The organism is Microbacterium sp. NPDC064978, from assembly GCF_044543605.1.
Lineage (GTDB): Bacteria > Actinomycetota > Actinomycetes > Actinomycetales > Microbacteriaceae > Microbacterium > Microbacterium meiriae.
On the sequence record NZ_JBITWF010000003.1, the window covers coordinates 353,293 to 370,613 of the forward strand.

Consider the following 17,321-nt stretch of genomic DNA (forward strand, 5'->3'; position numbering starts at 1 on the left):
GGGCCGGGGTCAGGGGCGGCGACGCATGGTCTCGAGGATGGCGCGCTCGACGAGGGGCCAGTCATGGAGGACCATCGCGTAGTCGAAGCGGAGCGTGGGGTGGCCCCAGCCTGCAGCGGTCGCATCGCGGACCAGATCGCGGTGCCGGAGCGAGCTCTCCTCGTGGTTGGCGCGTCCGTCGGTCTCGATGATGAGCCAGCCGTCGATGAGGAGGTCCACCCGGCCAGTTCCGACCACGCCGACCTGCGTCCGCACGCGCCATCCATACCGCCGGATCCGCAGCCGCACCAGAGACTCCAGCCCGCTGTCGGCGTCGGCCCGCGAGAACGCGATGAGGTCGCGTCCCTCGGCTCCGAGCCGGTCACCGAGCCGGCGCAGCCCGGCCTCGTCGATGAGTCCGAGCCGGCGGGCGGACTCCACGGCGACGAAGAACGCCTCCGGCCCTCGGCAACCGTAGATCTGCCGGAGCACGAGGGGCACCCCCGGCTGCTCGAAGGCACTGCTCGACGTCGCAGCATCCCAGTGCGTCACGCACCGGCAGTCCTCGTGCGGATACTGGTGGCGGTCGTGGTGCATCCAAACGTGCAGGGCCGGCTCGTCGAGCACCCAGAGCCCGAGATGCCGCGCTGCGGACTCGCAGCCGAGGACCCCGCCGTGGGCGGCGGCGGTCACGACCTCCACGCAGGCGCGGTCCGTTGCGTAGACCCCGCGCCGCACCCGGAGGAGGGTGCCGCCGCGCACCCGACGCTCGATTCCCCGTCGTCCGTGTCGTGAGCGGAGCGCGGCATACGTCCACACCTGCGTCCCTCGCCCCGTGCACATCCCGCCATCATTCGCGCCGTCTCGGCCTCCCCGGCCGCGACTCGCCTCGTAGCGCACCGTCTGTGGACGATCCTCCCGACTCGCGATCTGTGCAGGAGCCCCGACTCGTGCAGCTTCGGAGATCGAAGGAGACACGCCGTGGCCGGAGCCCGGGCGACGGCGTGTCGCGCGGCATCTCCGAAGTTGTGCCTGGGGAGGGGCCCGGGGACGGGGCCGGGGACAGGCCCGGGGACGGGCGGGGGACAGGTTCGGGCCCGGACGCGAGGCGTCCGGGCCCGAAGGTCGAAAGAGTGCGGGTCAGCCGAAGCGGCCGGAGACGTAGTCCTCGGTGGCCTGGACGGACGGGGTGGTGAAGATGCTCGTGGTGTCGTCGTACTCGATGAGCTTGCCGGGCTTCCCGGTGCCGGCGATGTTGAAGAACGCCGTCTTGTCGGAGACTCGGGACGCCTGCTGCATGTTGTGCGTGACGATCACGATCGTGAACTCGTTCTTCAGCTCGCCGATCAGCTCCTCGATCGCGTAGGTCGAGATGGGGTCGAGGGCCGAGCACGGCTCATCCATCAGCAGCACCTCGGGGGAGACGGCGATCGCGCGGGCGATGCACAGACGCTGCTGCTGGCCGCCCGAGAGTCCGGAGCCGGGACGGTCGAGGCGGTCCTTGACCTCGTTCCACAGGTTCGCGCCGGTGAGGGACTTCTCGACGAGGTCGTCCTGCTCGCTCTTCGACATGCGCTTGTTGTTGAGCTTCACACCCGCGAGCACGTTCTCCTTGATCGACATCGTCGGGAACGGGTTCGGGCGCTGGAACACCATGCCGACCTGGCGACGCACGAGCACGGGGTCGACACCGGCACCGTAGAGGTCCTTGCCGTCCAGGAGCACTTCGCCCTCCACACGGGCGCCGGGGATGACCTCGTGCATGCGGTTGAGGGTGCGGAGGAAGGTGGACTTGCCGCAGCCGGACGGGCCGATGAAGGCTGTCACGCTGCGCGGCTGGATGTCGAGGGAGACGCCTTCGACCGCGAGGAAGTTGCCGTAGTAGACGTTGAGGTCGTTGACTTCGATGCTCTTGGACACGTGGATTCCTATTCTGAGTGGTCGGGCGCTCAGCGGCCGTTGACCTTCGGGGCGAACAGCTTCGCGATCAGGCGCGCGAGCAGGTTCAGCACCATGACGATGAGGATGAGGGTGAGGGCGGCGGCCCAGGCGCGCGCGACGGCGGCGTCCGGGCTCGTGCCCTGGTTCATGTACTGGTTGTAGGCGAACACCGGGAGGGTCATCATCTGGCCGTCGAAGATGTTCGTGTTCAGGCTCTGCGTGAAGCCGGCGGTGAGCAGCAGCGGGGCGGTCTCGCCGATCACGCGGGAGATGGCGAGCATCACCGAGGTCATGATGCCGGCGATCGAGGTGGGCAGCACGACCTTGAGGATCGTGAGCCACTTCGGCACGCCCAGGGCGTAGGAGGCCTCGCGCAGCTCGTTCGGAACGATCCGCAGCAGCTCCTCGCTGCCTCGCACCACCACCGGGGTCATCAGCACCGCGAGCGCGAGCGCGCCCATGAAGCCCATCGAGATGCCGGGGCGGATCAGGAGCGCGAACACCGCGTAGATGAACAGACCGGCGACGATCGAGGGGATGCCCGTCATCACGTCGACGAAGAACGTGATGGCCTTGGCGATCTTGCCGCGGCCGTACTCGACGAGGTAGATCGAGGTCATCAGGCCGACCGGCACCGAGATGATCGTGGCCGTGAGCGTGATGAGGACGGTGCCCCAGATCGCGTGCACGATGCCGCCGCCGTCGCCGACGACGTTGCGCATCGAGTAGGAGAAGAACTCGGCGTCGAAGCGCTCGATGCCGTTCGCCACCACGGTCCACAGCAGCGAGATCAGCGGCAGCAGGGCGATGAGGAAGGCGGTGGCGACGAGGGCCGTCATCAGGCGGTCCACGGCCTTCCGGCGGCTCTCCGCGATGGAGGAGATCACGGTGATGATCACCATGTAGAGCAGGATGCCGACGATGACGGTGCCCGCGATGTTGAAGTCGGCGAGCGGGGTGTCGGACCCGGCGGCGGCGACGCCGAAGACCGCGGCGGACACGACGAAGGAGACGCCGAGAAGGGCCCACGGCGCCCACTTCGGCAGACGGCCGGAGGTGAGGGCGGTGGTGCTCGCGGAGGGCGGAGCGCTGGTGAGGGCGGTCATGTCAGTTCGCTCCCGAGAACTCGGCGCGGCGGGCGACGATCCAGCGCGCCACCGCATTGACCGCGAAGGTCACGACGAAGAGGATGAGGCCGGTCGCGATCAGCGTGTTCACGCCGGTGCCGTGCGCCTCCGGGAAGGCGAGCGCGATGTTGGCGGGGATCGGCGTGGGGTTGGTGGCGGTGAGCACGAGGAAGCTGACCACCGCGGAGGGGGAGAGCACCATCGTCACGGCCATGGTCTCGCCGAGCGCACGGCCGAGGGCCAGCATCGCGGCCGACACCATACCGCCGCGGGCGAAGGGGAGGACGGCCATGCGGACCATCTCCCAGCGCGTGGAGCCGAGGGCGAGGGCCGCCTCCTCATGGAGCTTCGGGGTCTGCAGGAAGACCTCGCGGCAGATGGCGGTCATGATCGGGATGCACATCACGGCGAGCACGAGGGCGGCGGTGAGGATGGTCTTCCCGGTCGCGGAGACCTGACCGCCGAAGAACGGCACCCACGACGCGTTCTCGTTGAGCCAGACGTAGATCGGCTGCAGCATGGGCGCGAGCACGAGGCCGCCCCAGAGGCCGAAGACCACGGAGGGCACCGCGGCGAGCAGGTCGATGATGTAGCCGAGGAAGGCGGCGAGTCGGCGGTGCGCGTAGTGCGAGATGAAGAGGGCGATGCCGATCGCGATGGGCGCGGCGATCAGGAGGGCGATGAACGACGCCCAGAGCGTGCCGAAGACGAGGGGCCACACGTACACCCAGAACGACTCGCCCCGGAGGATGTGGTTGTCGGTGGTGTCGAGCTGGAAGGCCGGCAGGCTCTGGATGACGAGGAAGGCGGCGACGAGCGCCAGCACGACCAGGATGATGATGCCGGCCGCCAGCGCGGTGCCGGAGAAGACCCGGTCGCCGAGGCGCTGCTTGGCCTTGATCGGTGTGGGCGGCGCCGGTGTCGGTGCCGGTGCCGTTGTCGGCTCCTGCGCGGTCGTGCTCATGATCTCCCTGTCTCGGGCCGGGTGGAGATGGATCGGGTGCTGACCTGGCGGAGCCCCCGCGCCCGCTCGGGGACGCGGGGGCACCGTCGTCAGTGGATCGGCAGGATCAGCCGACCTGGATCAGGTCGATCGCGGCCTGGACCTGCTCGCGCAGGCCGTCCGAGATCGGGGCGCTGCCGGCGTTCTCCGCGGCGGCATCCTGGCCCTCGGCGCTCGCGACGTACGTGAAGTACTCCTTCACGAGCTCCGCGACGTTGCTGTCCTCGTACTGCTCGCAGCCGATGAGGTAGCTGACCAGGGCGATCGGGTAGGCGCCGTCCGCGGCAGCGGCCGGGTCGACGTCGAAGACGAGGTCACCCTCGCCACGGCCCTCGGCGAGCGGCGAGCCCTCGACGAGCTTCGCGGCGGCCTCGGCCGAGTAGGCGACGAAGTCCTCGCCGACGCCCACGGCGACCTGGCCGAGGCCGTCCGCCTGCGAGGCGTCGAGGAAGCCGATGGCGCCGTTGCCGGCGGTGAGAGCCTGCTTGACACCCGAGGTGCCCTGAGCAGCCTCGCCGCCCTGGATCGGCCACTCGTCCGAGACCTCGTAGGTCCAGACGTCGGGGGCCGTCGCGCTGAGGTACTTGGCGAAGGTCTCCTGCGTGCCGGAAGGGTCGGAGCGGTGCACCGGCGAGATGGCCAGGTCGGGCAGCTCGACGCCGTCGTTGAGGGCCGCGATGGCCTCGTCGTTCCAGTTGGTGATCGTGCCGGCGAAGATGCCCGCGATCGTGGCGGCGTCGAGGTTCAGCGTGTCGATGCCCTCGAGGTTGAAGGCGACCGCGACGGGGGAGATGTAGAGGGGGACCTCGACGATGTCGTCGGTGGTGCAGGCGCCGAAGCCGCCGGCGGCGATCTCCTCGTCGTTGAACGCGCGGTCGGAGCCGATGAAGTTGCTGCCGCCCTCGAGGAAGTTCTCGCGGCCGGTGCCGGAGCCGGTGGGCTCGTAGTTGACCGTCACGTCGGGGTTGGCCGTCTGGAAGGCGGCGACCCAGGCCTCCTGGGCTGCGGTCTGCGAGGACGCGCCGGTCGCGTCGATCGTGCCGGAGAGCGTGGACTCCGAGGGCTCTTCGCTGGAGCCGCCGGTTCCGCCTTCGTTCGCGGCACAGCCGGCGAGGGCGAGAGCGGCGACGGCGCCGATGGCGCCGATTCGTGCGATTCGGGAGATCTTCACTGTGGATCCTTCGATCTTGGAGGGGTGGGGCCCGGTGCAGGGCACACAGTGACGCTAGGGGCGACGGTTAACGAGACTCTCCCGCGCAGGTGAACGGCAGGTGAACGGCCAGCGACTCTCTGGGGCCGATCCCCGTCGTTGTGCGGGTCCCAGGGGCGCCTCCTCCGTTCGAATCGCCCACTGTGCGCCATCCCCGGCCCGGATGCAGCCACGTGAGCGACTCGAACGAGGGAGGGGTCAGACCTTCGGCGCGTGGGTCTCGATCGAGATGATGCCGGAGCCGGGGTTCGTCGCCGAGACATGCACCACGGAGAACGCGCCGGTCTCCAGATCGGCGGCGCTGCTGACGTAGGAGCCGTGCACGGTGCCGGTCGCGAGGGCGATCTCCGAGAGGAGCGCGGGGAGCACGGGGCCGTGACTGCAGAGCACCGCGGGCTTGCCTGCACGGATGCGGCGACCGACGACGGAACGGAGGTCGGCGACGCCGTCCTCCCAGGCGTCCTGGCTGATCTTCTCGGTGAGGACCGGCTTGCGGTCCAGGGCCTTGGCGAGCGGGGTGACGGTCTGCACGCAGCGCACCGCGTCGCTGGTGACGATCTTGCGCACGCCGAAAGCGCGGAGCGGTCCGACGATGGCCTTGGCCTGCCGCTTCCCGCGGTCGGTGAGCGGCCGGGCCGCGTCCGCCTTGTCCCACTCCGACCGGGGCAGGGCCTTCGCGTGCCGGAGGGCGATCACCGGGAAGGTCCGCAGCACGCCGTCGTCCACCAGCGCCGCGAACGCATCGAGGATCTCGAGGTCCACCGGGTAGCTCAGCGCGGCACGCGCCTTCTTCACGCTGACCCACTCGAGGGCGGCGATCTCGCGGTTCGGCACGAACGTCGAGGCGCGGATCGCGGCATCCGTGGCCTCGGCCGCCCAGTAGTGGACGACCTTCTGCTTGCGGGACGCGAGGTGGTAGCGGCTGATCCCGACGGGGACGCCGAGTGCCACCCTGATGCCGGTCTCCTCGTGCACCTCGCGCACGGCGGTCTCCGCGAGCATCTCGCCCGGGTCGACCTTGCCCTTCGGGAGGGTGACGTCGCGGTACTTGGTGCGGTGGATGAGCAGGATGCGCAGCTTGCCGTCGACCAGACGCCAGACGACGGCCCCGGCCGCGTACACGGCCTTGTCCGCCCACTTCGCGTCGGCCGCGGACGCCGGGAGCTGGACCTGCCGCGCCGTCATCGAACCGCCCGCGCCCGACGACGTCGCTGGATCATCCCCATGGTCTTATCCTGCAGGTCGACGAGCGGCTTGCCATCGGCATCCACGGCGTGGCGCTCCCACACTCCGTCGCGGCCGAGATGCCACGACGAGGTCTGGTCGTCCATCGCCAGGTCGAAGAAGGCGGTCAGCTCCTTGAGGTGCGCGGGGTCGGTGACCCGCACCAGGGCCTCGACGCGACGGTCGAGGTTGCGGTGCATCATGTCGGCACTGCCGATGTACACCTGCGGGTCGCCGTCGTTCTCGAACGTGAAGATGCGGGAGTGCTCGAGGTAGCGGCCGAGGATGCTGCGGACCGTGATGTTGTCGCTGATCCCGTCGAGATCGGTCCGCAGGCTGCAGATGCCGCGTACCCACACGTCGACCTTCACCCCGGCCGCACTGGCGCGGTACAGCGCGTCGATGATCTCCTCGTCGACCATCGAGTTGACCTTGATGCGGATGTGCGCGGGCTTTCCCGACTCGGCGATCCGGCGTTCCGCGTCGATCAGCCGGACGAGGCCCTTGCGGAGGTGGAGCGGGGCGACGAGCAGACGCTTGAACTTCTTCTCGATCGCGTAGCCGCTGAGCTCGTTGAACAGCCGCGTGAGATCCTTGCCGACCTGGGCGTCGGCGGTGAACAGCCCGAAGTCCTCGTAGATGCGGCTGGTCTTCGGGTTGTAGTTGCCGGTGCCGACGTGCGAGTAGTGCTGGAGCTTGCCGTCCTCCTCGCGGATCACGAGGGCGAGCTTGCAGTGCGTCTTGAGGCCGACCAGGCCGTACACCACGTGCACGCCGGCCTTCTCCAGCTTGCGCGCCCAGACGATGTTGTTCGCCTCGTCGAATCGCGCCTTCACCTCGACGAGCGCGAGCACCTGCTTGCCTGCCTCGGCCGCGTCGATGAGGGCCTGCACGACGGGACTGTCTCCGGAGGTCCGGTACAGCGTCTGCTTGATGGCGAGCACGTGCGGGTCGCGGGCGGCCTGCTCGAGGAACGCCTGCACGCTCGTGGTGAAGGACTCGTACGGGTGGTGCACGAGGACGTCGGACTTGCGGATCGCCTTGAAGATGTCGGCTCGGTTGCTCGACCCCGCGGGCTGGAAGGCGACGGCGGTGGTGGGCAGGTGCGGCGGGTACCGCAGGTCCGGACGGTCGATCCGCGACAGGTCGAACAGGCCGCGCAGGTCGAGGGGACCGGGGAGGCGATAGACCTCCAGGTCCGTGATGTCGAGTTCCCGGACCAGCAGGTCCATGGTGACATCGTCCATGTCATCGGTGATCTCGAGCCGGATCGGAGGGCCGAACCGACGACGCAGCAGCTCGGCTTCGAGTGCCTGGATGAGGTTCTCGCTCTCGTCCTCCTCGATCTCCACGTCCTCGTTGCGGGTGAGGCGGAACGCGTGGTGGTCGAGCACCTCCATGCCGGGGAAGAGGTCGCCGAGGTGGTTGGCGATGAGTTCCTCCAGCCGCAGGAAGCGCTTGATCTCGCCGCCGCCCGGCACCTCGACGAAGCGCGGCAGCATGGGCGGCACCTTGAGTCGCGCGAACTCCTGCCGGCCGGTCCGCGCGTTGCGGATGCGGATGGCGAGGTTCAGGGAGAGGCCGGAGATGTACGGGAACGGGTGCGCCGGGTCGACCGCGAGCGGCATCAGCACCGGGAAGACCTGCGCCCCGAAGTAGTCCGACAGCGCCCGGCGCTCGTCGTCGGTGAGATCGGACCACTCGGTGATCTCGATGCCGGAGTCGGCGAGAGCGGGACGGACGAGCGTCGTCCACGCGTCCGCGTGGCGGAGCTGGAGCGCGTGGGCCTCCCGCGAGATGTCGGCGAGGGCGTCGACGGGGGAGCGCCCGATGTTGGTCGGCACGGCGAGACCGGTCATGATGCGCCGCTTGAGTCCGGCCACACGCACCATGAAGAACTCGTCGAGGTTGCTGGCGAAGATCGCCAGGAAGTTCGCCCGCTCCAGCTCCGGCAGCGACGGATCCTCCGCGAGCTCCAGCACGCGCTGGTTGAACGCGAGCCAGCTCAGCTCGCGGTCCAGATAGCGGTGGTCGGGGAGCTGCGAGTCTGGCGCCTCGACGGCGTCGTCGAAGTCGTCGTCTTCGGCGTCACCGAGGCCGGCGTCGGCGAGTGCGGGATCGATCATGGGGTACATCTAAGCACCGGCAGGTGTCGGACGTGTGAACAGCGGTCAGCGCGAGCCGACCAGGCTGTCGTCCTCGTAGACGTTGAAGCGGTAACCGACGTTGCGCACCGTGCCGATGATCTGCTCCTGATCGCCGAGCTTGGCGCGCAGCCGCCGCACGTGCACGTCGACGGTCCTGGTACCGCCGAAGTAGTCGTACCCCCACACCTCGCTCAGCAGCTGCTCGCGGGTGAACACCCGCGAGGGATGGGTCGCGAGGAAGTGCAGGAGCTGGAACTCCTTGTAGGTGAGGTCGAGCGGTCGCCCGTGCAGCTTCGCCGAGTACGACTGCTCGTCGATCGTGACCCCGGAGGCCTGCACGCGCGCCGGCTCCGCGACCTCGTCCCGTCGGGCGAGCGCGAGGCGCACGCGGGCGTCGATCTCGGCGGGGCCGGCGGTGGACAGCAGCACATCGTCGATGCCCCATTCGCCCGACAGTGCGCTCATGCCGCCCTCGGTCACGACGAGCAGGAGCGGCGCATCCTGCCCGGTCGCCCGCAGCAGACGGCACAGCGACTTCGCCCCGACGAGGTCGTGACGGCCGTCGACGATCACGATGTCGTACTCCGGGGCGTTGATGAGCTGGGCCGGCTCGGCGGGGATCTGCCGCGTGCGATGACTCAGCAGCTCGAGGGCGGGCAGCACCTGCTCCGAGAGCGGAGCATTGGTCAGAACCAGCACCAGGGCCACGCGCACTCCTCACCGGCGGGGGGATCGACGCCGTGCCGCCATGATAGCGGCCGCCGATGCGCAAGAATGGTGACATGTCAGAACCGGCTCTCGCGCCCCGCAACGCCTTCACCGGCGTCATCGCGGTCTGGGCGACCGCGTTCGTCGGCAGCATCGTCATCGGGATCTTCGCTCCGGAGGAGTGGCGGATCCCCTGGATGCTCGTGGGCTTCGGTGCGGTCGTGCTCCTCTCCTTCGCGGTGCAGCTCTGGTACGGCCGCACGCAGGGCTTCATCTTCCGCGTCGCGAGCAGCGTGACGGGCTCCCTGCTGCTGATGGGGATCATCTCCGTCGGCTTCGGCCTGGCCGCCCTCATCCCTGCCTGAGCCGGATCGCCGGGGGTAAGGTGGAGGTCATGGACATCATGGCGCTCGAAATCTTCTTCATCGGCCTGCTGGGCCTGGCGAGCCTCGCGATCGTGTTCGTCTCGGCCGTGGTGCTGCGCAACCTCTTCCGCGGCCAGCGCTGACGACATCGTGATCGAGCTCCCCACAGACCTCCCCGCCGACCTCGCCCCGCTGGCGTGGTTGATCGGCGTGTGGGAGGGCTCCGGGGTGATCGACTACCCCGTCGGGGAGGAGCGGCTGCAGGGGGAGTTCACCCATCGGGTGAGCTTCAGCCATGACGGCGGACCGTTCCTCAACTACGCGGCGACCGCCACATTCGTCGGCGATGATGCCGCACCCGCCGTCCCGCTGACCGCCGAGTCCGGATTCTGGCGATTGGCGCGACCGGCTGCGGCGACCGATGCAGGTCCCGCCCTGCTCCCGCCGACGGCGACGCCCGTGACCCGCACCGTCGACGACGTCGAGACGCTGCGATCGCCCAACGGCGCGTTCCCGCTCGAGGTGTCGCTGGCCCGCTCGGACGGCATGCTCGAGTACTACGTCGGTGAGATCAACGGTCCTCGTGTCGACCTCTCGTCCGACGCCATCGTGCGCGGCGCCGGTGCCAAGGACTACGCCTCCGCCTCGCGGATGTACGGGCTCGTCGACGGGCACCTGCTGTGGGCGTGGGACATCGCGGCGCTCGGCACACCTCTGCGGGCGCACGCCTCGGCGCGTCTCGCCCGCGTCTGAACGGAGCACACCGTGAGCAGCAGCGTCTTCGACGGCGTCCCCGGAGCGATCACGGGTGAGCGCGGGATCGCCCACTTCGGCGACCCCTTCCGCGAGCAGCGGCGTCTCGCAACCGGAACGGCCATCGCGCCCCTCGACGATCGGACGGTCATCGAGGTGTCCGGCCCCGAACGCCTCCCGTGGCTCGACTCCATCACGTCCCAGGCGGTGAGCGGCTTGCGCGCAGGGGAGAGCACCGAGCTCCTCGTGCTCGACCCGCAGGGGCGGGTGGAGCACGCGGCCGGCGTCCTCGACGACGGCATCTCGACCTGGCTCCTCGCGGACGCCGGCGACGCCGAGGGACTCGCGACGTGGCTGACACGGATGAAGTTCCGCACCCAGGCCACCGTCGAGCTGCGCCCCGACCTCGCGCTGCTCGGATTCGTCGACGGCGGCTCCGCTGCCGACCGCGTGCGCGGCCTCGACGGTGTGCGGGTGTGGGTCGACCCCTGGCAGCGCATCAGCGTGGGCGGCCACCAGTACGCCGCGGTGCCCTCCCACCCCGGGGCGGACCTCGCCTGGCGGATCGGCATCGTGCCCGAGACGGCGGCGCGCGCACTCGGCGCTGACCTCGACCGCGAGGACGTCGCCGGGCTGCTCGCCGCCGAGGCCCTGCGGATCGCCGCCTGGCGTCCGCGCTGGGCGGCCGAGGTCGACGAGCGGTCGTTGCCGCACGAGTCGGACTGGCTCCGCAGCGCCGTGCACTTGAACAAGGGCTGCTACCGCGGCCAGGAGACGGTCGCGAAGGTGCACAACCTCGGGCATCCGCCGCGGCGTCTCGCCCTGCTCCAGCTCGACGGCAGCGACGCCGTGCTTCCGGAACCCGGTGCTCCGGTGTTCGCGGGTGATGACGAGGTCGGGCACATCACCTCCTCCGCGCGGCATCACGAGGACGGGCCGATCGCCCTCGCCCTCCTGTCCCGCCGTGCCCCCGTCGGCGACCTCGTCGTCCGCGCCGAGGGGATCGACATCGCCGCGTCCCAGCAGATCATCGTGCCCGCGGACGCCGGCGCCACCGCGGATGTGCCGCGACTGACGCGGCTGTCCCGCCGTCCCACAGCGCCGGATCCCCGCGACGCCGGAGTCTGAGCTGACGGGCGCCGGTCAGACCGGTGCCACCGCCTCCCACGGCAGGGTGAGCTCTCCCAGTCGCCAGCGGCTCCGTCCGCCCTGCACGGGCCAGCCCTGCGCGCGCAGGGCGGCCACCGCGGCGAGGAAACGCTGCGTGGCTCCGAAGGTCGACAGGGGAGCGGCGCGCTCCCACTCCCGGTCCAGGTCGACGAGCAGTGCGTGGATGCGCTCGCCGGGGACGTTGCGATGGATGAGGGCCTTGGGCAGCCGCTCCGCGACGATGCTCGGGACCTCGAGTCCGCGGAGGCGAAGGGAGATGGAGAAACGGAGGGGAGCGCCGACGGGATCGACATCCACCCAGCTCGCGACGCGCCCGATCTCGTCGCAGGTCCCCTCCACCAGCAGTCCTTCCGGCGAGAGGCGGTGCGCCATCGTCCGCCAGGCGCCTGCGACCTCGGCTTCGTCGTACTGCCGCAGGACGTTCATCGCCCGGATGACGGCGGGGCGCCGGCCGTCAGGGAGCGGCACCTCGAATCCGCCGCGGGCGAAGGAGACGCGGAGGTCGGCGGGGAATGGAGTCCGGCCGGCTCGGACCTCGCCGAGCTGCTGCTCTGCGGTGGACACCCGCTCCGGATCGAGTTCCAGACCGCGCACCTCCGCGTCCGGCCGCACTCGTCGCAGTCGTGCGGCCAGCTCGAACGCGGTCACCCCGCTCGCCCCGAACCCGAGGTCGACGACGAGCGGGTCCGCGGCGCGACGGAAGGCGGGGGAGGCGGCGATCCACCGGTCGTTCCGACGCAGCCGGTTCGTCCCGGTCGTGCCGCGGGTCGGCCGACCGAGGGGAGATGACGCCATGCGTCCATCCTCCCTCCTCCGCCGCTGCGCCCGCTCCGCGCCCCCGGATAAACTGGCGACATGACTGCGAAGCGCACCCTGATCCTGCTCCGCCACGGCCAGAGCGAGTGGAACGAACTGAACCTCTTCACCGGCTGGGTGGACGTCCGCCTGACCGAGCAGGGCAAGGGCGAGGCCCGTCGCGGCGGTGAGCTGCTCGCCGAGTCCGGCATCCTGCCCGACGTGCTGCACACGTCGCTGCTGAGCCGAGCCATCCAGACCGCCGACATCGCGCTGGATGCGGCCGACCGGCTGTGGATCCCGGTGAAGCGGTCGTGGCGCCTCAACGAGCGTCACTACGGCGCTCTGCAGGGCAAGGACAAGGCACAGACCCTCGAGGAGTTCGGCCCGGAGCAGTTCCAGCTGTGGCGCCGCTCGTTCGACGTCCCGCCGCCCCCGCTGGACGACGCGAGCGAGTTCAGCCAGGTGGGCGACGCCCGCTACGAGGGCATCGACGGCGAGGTGCCGCGCACGGAATCGCTCAAGCTCGTCATCGACCGCCTCCTGCCGTACTGGGACGCGGAGATCGTCCCCGACCTCGAAGCCGGCAAGACCGTGCTCGTGACGGCACACGGCAACTCGCTGCGCGGCCTCGTCAAGCACCTCGAGGGGATCAGCGACGACGACATCGCCGGCCTGAACATCCCGACCGGCATCCCGCTCGTGTACGAGCTCGACGAGAACAACGCGCCGACCGGTCCCGGCCGGTACCTCGACCCGGAGGCCGCCGCCGCCGGTGCCGCGGCCGTGGCCGCCCAGGGCAAGAAGTAACCGAGACCCCGGTTTCACGTCGAGACCCCCTGCTGCAGTCGCCTGCAGCAGGGGGTCTCGGCGGTAAGGCGGGGTTTCGGGTCAGGCGTGACCGAGCTGCTCCTGCTGCTCCACCGCGAGGGCGATGTCCTCCTCCTCGACGTGCCAGTCACCCGTCGCGAGGTAGACGACCTTCTTGGCGACGGCGACCGCGTGGTCCGCGAACCGCTCGTGGTACCGGCTGGCGAGCGTCGCGTCGACCGTGGCGACGGCCTCGCCCTTCCAGTTGTCGCTGAGCACCTTCTCGAAGACGCTGGCGTGCAGCTCGTCGACGTCGTCATCGGCGTTGCGGATGGCGTCCGCGAACTTGAGGTCCTGCGTGCGCAGGAGCTCGGCGAGCGTGCGGGAGATCTCCACGTCCAGCTCGCCCATCTTCACGAAGGTGCCCTTGAGGCCCTTCGGGATCGCGCGCTCCGGGAACCGCAGCCGCGCGAGCTGGGCGATGTGCTCGGACATGTCGCCCATCCGCTCCAGGGACGCGCTGACGCGGAGCGCCGTGACGACGATGCGGAGGTCGCGCGCGACCGGCTGCTGCCGGGCGAGGATCTCGATGGCCTGCTCGTCCAGCGCGACCGCGAGCTCGTCGATCTTGGCGTCGTCGGCGATGACCTCCTCGGCCAGCGCGACGTCGCTCGTGGCGAAGGCGCGGGTGGCCTTGTCGATGGAGACCGTCACGAGCTCGGCGATCTCGACGAGGCGGGACTGCAGGTCCTCGAGGGACTGGTGGAAGACTTCGCGCATGGTGGGCGCAACCTTTCGTTCGGATCCCGGCTGACGGTCCAGCGCGGGGCGGCGGGGCGTCCGCATGGGGGAGGACTGCGCGCGCGCAGGCCTGAAGCGATTGTCTGCTCCGAAGGTTAACGAACGGTGCCCAGCGAGTGAATAGTACGTCTCCGCTCCCCGTGATGGCGCGGGAACCCGCCGGATCGACGGTGAACGCGCTCTACGCTGGAGTCATGACCCTGCCGCAGCTCGCGCTGTCCTCCCTCGCCATCGGGTTGGCGATCGGCGTGGGCCTCTCGCTCCTCGTGGTCTGGGCGTACCGCGCCCGGGCGCGGGCGGAGGAGGAGACCTCGATGGTCATCCCGACCGGGATCACCGACGTGCTGCGCAGCATGGACGACGCCGCGTGCGTCGTGGACGTCTCGGGGCTCGTGCTGGCCACCTCCAAGGCCGCGACGCGTTTCGGGATCGAGGTCGGGTCGACGCTCGACAATCCGGAGCTCCGGCAGCTCGTGCGCGGTGTGCGCTCGACGGGGGAGACGGCGACCGCCTCGATGCGGATCACCCGCGGCGGTCTGAGTCTCGACCCCCGACTCGTGTCGGCCAGGGCGAGCGCGATCGGCACGCGCCTCGTGCTCCTCATCATCCGGGACGTGACCGAGCAGGAGCGCCTCGATCAGATGCGCCGCGACTTCGTCGCCAACACGAGCCATGAACTCAAGACGCCCGTCGGCGCGGTGAGCCTGCTCGCCGAGGCCATCGAGTCCGCCGCCGACGATCCCGCTCAGGTCCGCGCGTTCGCCTCCCGCATCTCGGCGGAGGCCGGCCGGCTCGGTCAGCTCACCGGGCGCATCATGAGCCTGTCGCGGCTGCAGGCGGAGGACGGGCTGACCGAGGTCGCGCCCGTCTCGATCGACGAGGTCATCGCCTCCTCGATCGAGGCCCATGTCGTGCAGGCGGACTCGGCCGGCGTCGAACTCGCCCGCGGCGGCGACCGCGGCGTGTGGGTCCGAGGCGACGCGCAGATCCTCATCGAGGCCGTCGGCAACCTCATCGCCAACGCGATCGTCTACTCGCCCCGCGGCTCCCGGGTGGGCGTCGGGGTGAAGGCGGACGACGACGTCGTGGAGATCGCCGTGTCCGACCAGGGCATCGGGATCGTCGAGGCCGATCGCGAGCGCATCTTCGAGCGGTTCTACCGTGCCGACGAAGCCCGCTCGCGGCGCACCGGCGGCACCGGCCTCGGGCTGTCCATCGTCAAGCACGCCACTCAGCGGCACGGGGGAGAGGTGCGGCTGTGGTCGCGCCCCGGCCGAGGATCGACGTTCACCATCCGCCTGCCCCGCATCGACGCCCCCGCGAACAGCGGGCAGGGCAAGAAGAGCAAGAAGAAGCGCGCACGCAAGGCCGCCCCCGCGACCGGGGCGACGCGCATCCGAAACGGAGAGACCGCATGACCCGCATCCTTCTCGTCGAAGACGAGCCCGACCTCGCCGACCCCCTCGCGTACCTGCTGCGCCGCGAGGGCTACGAGGTCGAGATCGCCGAGGACGGTCCCGGTGCGCTGACGGCGTTCCGGGAGCGCGGCGCCGACATCGTGCTCCTCGACCTCATGCTGCCGGGGATGCCGGGGACCGAGGTGTGCCGTCAGATCCGCTCGACGTCCGCCGTGCCGATCATCATGCTGACCGCCAAGGACTCCGAGGTCGACATCGTGGTCGGGCTCGAGCTCGGCGCCGACGACTACATCACCAAGCCCTACTCGTCGCGGGAGCTCCTCGCCCGGATGCGGGCGGTGCTGCGACGCGTCGTGCAGGCCGAGGGCGAGTTGGACGAACGGGTGCTGGAGGGCGGGCGCGTCTCGCTCGACATCGATCGGCACACGGTGTCGGTCGCCGGCGAGCAGATCAACATGCCGCTGAAGGAGTTCGAGCTTCTGGAGGTGCTGATGCGCAACTCCGGTCGGGTGCTCACGCGCGGCCAGCTCATCGACCGCGTCTGGGGGAGCGACTACTTCGGCGACACCAAGACGCTCGACGTCCACATCAAGCGCATCCGCTCGCGGATCGAGGAGAACCCCAGCGAGCCGGTGATGCTCGTGACCGTCCGCGGCCTGGGATATCGCTTCGAGGGCTGACGACAGACAGAAGAGGCCGGCACCCGCGGGTGCCGGCCTCTTGTGTCTGTCTGCGGACTCAGTCCTGCGGAGCGAGGTCCGAGTAGTACGGCAGCGTGCCGTCGAGGACCGGGATCTCGGTCGTCACCCCGGCGGAGTCCCCGGACTGGAAGTGCATCGCGACGGTCGCGCCGGGCATCGTGTCGAGGCCGGTGATCTCCACGGGCTCCTCGTCGGCGCCGAAGCTGATCCTTCCGCCGGCAGGCACGGTGATCTGGAAGGGGTCGCCGCCCTCCAGCGAGACCGTGAGGGTGGCGCGGTCCTGCGACGGGTTGACCACGGCGCCGACGAAGTTGCCGACCGAGCCGTCCTCGTTCGCGATGATCAGGGCGTTGCGCACGGCGATGGGGCCGTCCTGATCGGAGACGTTCACGCCGTCGGAGGCGGCGTATTCGGTCTTCGTCGCCTGAGGGGTGATGAACGTGCACCCGGTCGCGCCGAGCAGAACGAGGGCGCTGATGGCGGCAGACGCGACAAGGCGCGATTTCACGGGTCCTCCTGAGGTCCGACGGGATATCCCTCCCCATTCTATGGGTAAGTCCGGAGCGCGCAGGGAACAGGGAGCGCGAACCTTAGCGCATATCCCCTGTGGTATCCTTGAGGTTGCCGAAAGGACATGTTTTTATGCTTTTTGAGGTTGGCGAGACCGTCGTCTATCCGCACCATGGCGCTGCGACCATCATCGAGGTCAAGGAGCGCATCATCAAGGGCGAGGCGAAGAAGTACCTGAAGCTCAACGTCACGCAGGGTGATCTCATCATCGAGGTCCCGGCTGAGAACGTCGACCTCGTCGGCGTTCGCGACGTGATCGGCAAGGAGGGCCTCGACCACGTGTTCGAGGTGCTGCGCGCGCCGTTCACGGAGGAGCCCACCAACTGGTCGCGCCGATACAAGGCGAACCTGGAGAAGCTCGCGTCCGGCGATGTCATCAAGGTGAGCGAGGTCGTGCGCGACCTCTGGCGCCGTGACCAGGACCGCGGCCTGTCCGCGGGTGAGAAGCGGATGCTGGCCAAGGCCCGGCAGATCCTCATCTCCGAGCTGGCACTGGCCGAGAAGATCGATGAGGACAAGGCGGGCGCACTGCTCGACGAGGTCCTCGCGTCCTGAGACGTCCTCCACGAAAGGCGGGTGCTGCGGCACCCGCCTTTCGT

The 17,321-nt window shown here is 69.8% G+C and carries 18 protein-coding genes; 7 read left to right on the plus strand and 11 right to left on the minus strand.

Annotation, left to right across the window (positions count from 1 at the left end; all coding sequences use genetic code 11):
* Positions 1–9 precede the first annotated feature (9 nt).
* The 8 genes from ACIGJI_RS11795 to ACIGJI_RS11830 all read right to left on the minus strand — a co-directional run bounded on the left by ACIGJI_RS11795 (position 10) and on the right by ACIGJI_RS11830 (position 9,339).
* The gene (locus tag ACIGJI_RS11795) at positions 10–822 is read right to left on the minus strand and encodes a hypothetical protein (RefSeq protein ID WP_363447194.1); all 813 of its coding nucleotides are present in this window, start codon (positions 820–822) and stop codon (positions 10–12) included.
* A gap of 297 nt (positions 823–1,119) precedes the next feature.
* Positions 1,120–1,899, minus strand: coding sequence for a phosphate ABC transporter ATP-binding protein PstB (pstB, locus tag ACIGJI_RS11800; RefSeq protein ID WP_025104291.1), 780 nt, complete (start codon positions 1,897–1,899; stop codon positions 1,120–1,122).
* Between the two features lie 29 nt (positions 1,900–1,928).
* The gene (gene pstA / locus ACIGJI_RS11805; protein WP_268776741.1) at positions 1,929–3,026 is read right to left on the minus strand and encodes a phosphate ABC transporter permease PstA; all 1,098 of its coding nucleotides are present in this window, start codon (positions 3,024–3,026) and stop codon (positions 1,929–1,931) included.
* 1 nt (position 3,027) lies between these two features.
* Positions 3,028–4,011 (minus strand): phosphate ABC transporter permease subunit PstC, encoded by a 984-nt coding sequence (pstC, locus tag ACIGJI_RS11810; protein WP_187662094.1) that lies wholly within the window; start codon positions 4,009–4,011, stop codon positions 3,028–3,030.
* A 106-nt stretch (positions 4,012–4,117) separates the two neighbouring features.
* The gene (locus ACIGJI_RS11815; protein WP_187662093.1) at positions 4,118–5,221 is read right to left on the minus strand and encodes a phosphate ABC transporter substrate-binding protein PstS; all 1,104 of its coding nucleotides are present in this window, start codon (positions 5,219–5,221) and stop codon (positions 4,118–4,120) included.
* Positions 5,222–5,458: 237 nt separating this feature from the next.
* On the minus strand, positions 5,459–6,445 hold the full coding sequence (locus ACIGJI_RS11820) for an NUDIX hydrolase (RefSeq protein ID WP_187662092.1): 987 nt from the start codon (positions 6,443–6,445) through the stop codon (positions 5,459–5,461).
* A complete protein-coding gene (locus tag ACIGJI_RS11825; RefSeq protein WP_187662091.1) occupies positions 6,442–8,610 on the minus strand; it encodes an RNA degradosome polyphosphate kinase in 2,169 nt (722 codons plus the stop codon). Before ACIGJI_RS11825 ends, ACIGJI_RS11820 begins: the two co-directional genes overlap by 4 nt.
* Positions 8,611–8,655: 45 nt before the next feature.
* On the minus strand, positions 8,656–9,339 hold the full coding sequence (locus ACIGJI_RS11830) for a response regulator transcription factor (RefSeq protein WP_060923071.1): 684 nt from the start codon (positions 9,337–9,339) through the stop codon (positions 8,656–8,658).
* 74 nt (positions 9,340–9,413) lie between these two features.
* Here ACIGJI_RS11830 and ACIGJI_RS11835 point away from each other — a divergent pair, with 74 nt between their 5' ends.
* From ACIGJI_RS11835 to ACIGJI_RS11845, 3 genes are all read left to right on the plus strand, one after another.
* Positions 9,414–9,704: a hypothetical protein gene (locus tag ACIGJI_RS11835; RefSeq protein WP_187662090.1), complete on the plus strand. Its 291-nt coding sequence runs from the start codon at positions 9,414–9,416 to the stop codon at positions 9,702–9,704.
* A 150-nt stretch (positions 9,705–9,854) separates the two neighbouring features.
* Positions 9,855–10,457 carry an FABP family protein gene (locus tag ACIGJI_RS11840; RefSeq protein ID WP_259951404.1) on the plus strand — a complete coding sequence of 201 codons (603 nt, stop codon included), beginning with the start codon at positions 9,855–9,857 and terminating at the stop codon, positions 10,455–10,457.
* 12 nt (positions 10,458–10,469) lie between these two features.
* Complete coding sequence (locus ACIGJI_RS11845; protein WP_259951405.1) at positions 10,470–11,585, plus strand: folate-binding protein YgfZ; 1,116 nt, start codon at positions 10,470–10,472, stop codon at positions 11,583–11,585.
* Positions 11,586–11,600: 15 nt separating this feature from the next.
* Here ACIGJI_RS11845 and ACIGJI_RS11850 read toward each other — a convergent pair whose 3' ends face one another.
* Positions 11,601–12,422, minus strand: a complete 822-nt coding sequence (locus ACIGJI_RS11850) for a class I SAM-dependent methyltransferase (RefSeq protein WP_259951406.1) — start codon at positions 12,420–12,422, stop codon at positions 11,601–11,603.
* 60 nt (positions 12,423–12,482) lie between these two features.
* Here ACIGJI_RS11850 and ACIGJI_RS11855 point away from each other — a divergent pair, with 60 nt between their 5' ends.
* On the plus strand, positions 12,483–13,232 hold the full coding sequence (locus tag ACIGJI_RS11855; protein ID WP_101848551.1) for a phosphoglyceromutase: 750 nt from the start codon (positions 12,483–12,485) through the stop codon (positions 13,230–13,232).
* Positions 13,233–13,313: 81 nt separating this feature from the next.
* Here ACIGJI_RS11855 and phoU read toward each other — a convergent pair whose 3' ends face one another.
* Entirely contained in the window at positions 13,314–14,012 is a 699-nt protein-coding gene (gene phoU / locus ACIGJI_RS11860) for a phosphate signaling complex protein PhoU (protein ID WP_187662086.1), read from the minus strand.
* A gap of 215 nt (positions 14,013–14,227) precedes the next feature.
* Here phoU and ACIGJI_RS11865 point away from each other — a divergent pair, with 215 nt between their 5' ends.
* The gene (locus tag ACIGJI_RS11865) at positions 14,228–15,451 is read left to right on the plus strand and encodes an ATP-binding protein (protein ID WP_363447189.1); all 1,224 of its coding nucleotides are present in this window, start codon (positions 14,228–14,230) and stop codon (positions 15,449–15,451) included.
* Positions 15,448–16,131 (plus strand): response regulator transcription factor, encoded by a 684-nt coding sequence (locus ACIGJI_RS11870; protein ID WP_071328841.1) that lies wholly within the window; start codon positions 15,448–15,450, stop codon positions 16,129–16,131. The genes ACIGJI_RS11865 and ACIGJI_RS11870 overlap by 4 nt, the downstream gene beginning before the upstream one ends.
* Before the next feature lie 58 nt (positions 16,132–16,189).
* Here the strand turns inward: ACIGJI_RS11870 and ACIGJI_RS11875 are convergent, their stop codons facing one another.
* On the minus strand, positions 16,190–16,660 hold the full coding sequence (locus ACIGJI_RS11875; protein ID WP_187662084.1) for a DNA modification methylase: 471 nt from the start codon (positions 16,658–16,660) through the stop codon (positions 16,190–16,192).
* 134 nt (positions 16,661–16,794) lie between these two features.
* Here ACIGJI_RS11875 and ACIGJI_RS11880 point away from each other — a divergent pair, with 134 nt between their 5' ends.
* On the plus strand, positions 16,795–17,277 hold the full coding sequence (locus ACIGJI_RS11880) for a CarD family transcriptional regulator (RefSeq protein ID WP_045255828.1): 483 nt from the start codon (positions 16,795–16,797) through the stop codon (positions 17,275–17,277).
* The last annotated feature ends 44 nt before the right edge of the window (positions 17,278–17,321 follow it).

Bases quoted from the DNA above. Each gene is read 5' to 3' on its own strand.
- ACIGJI_RS11865 (WP_363447189.1), top strand. From the start codon at position 14,228: ATGACCCTGCCGCAGCTCGCGCTGTCCTCCCTCGCCATCGGGTTGGCG.
- ACIGJI_RS11855 (WP_101848551.1), top strand. From the start codon at position 12,483: ATGACTGCGAAGCGCACCCTGATCCTGCTCCGCCACGGCCAGAGCGAG.
- ACIGJI_RS11825 (WP_187662091.1), bottom strand. From the start codon at position 8,610: ATGATCGATCCCGCACTCGCCGACGCCGGCCTCGGTGACGCCGAAGAC.
- pstA (WP_268776741.1), bottom strand. From the start codon at position 3,026: ATGACCGCCCTCACCAGCGCTCCGCCCTCCGCGAGCACCACCGCCCTC.
- ACIGJI_RS11870 (WP_071328841.1), top strand. From the start codon at position 15,448: ATGACCCGCATCCTTCTCGTCGAAGACGAGCCCGACCTCGCCGACCCC.
- ACIGJI_RS11850 (WP_259951406.1), bottom strand. From the start codon at position 12,422: ATGGCGTCATCTCCCCTCGGTCGGCCGACCCGCGGCACGACCGGGACG.
- ACIGJI_RS11835 (WP_187662090.1), top strand. From the start codon at position 9,414: ATGTCAGAACCGGCTCTCGCGCCCCGCAACGCCTTCACCGGCGTCATC.
- ACIGJI_RS11820 (WP_187662092.1), bottom strand. From the start codon at position 6,445: ATGACGGCGCGGCAGGTCCAGCTCCCGGCGTCCGCGGCCGACGCGAAG.
- ACIGJI_RS11795 (WP_363447194.1), bottom strand. From the start codon at position 822: ATGTGCACGGGGCGAGGGACGCAGGTGTGGACGTATGCCGCGCTCCGC.
- pstC (WP_187662094.1), bottom strand. From the start codon at position 4,011: ATGAGCACGACCGCGCAGGAGCCGACAACGGCACCGGCACCGACACCG.
- phoU (WP_187662086.1), bottom strand. From the start codon at position 14,012: ATGCGCGAAGTCTTCCACCAGTCCCTCGAGGACCTGCAGTCCCGCCTC.
- ACIGJI_RS11880 (WP_045255828.1), top strand. From the start codon at position 16,795: ATGCTTTTTGAGGTTGGCGAGACCGTCGTCTATCCGCACCATGGCGCT.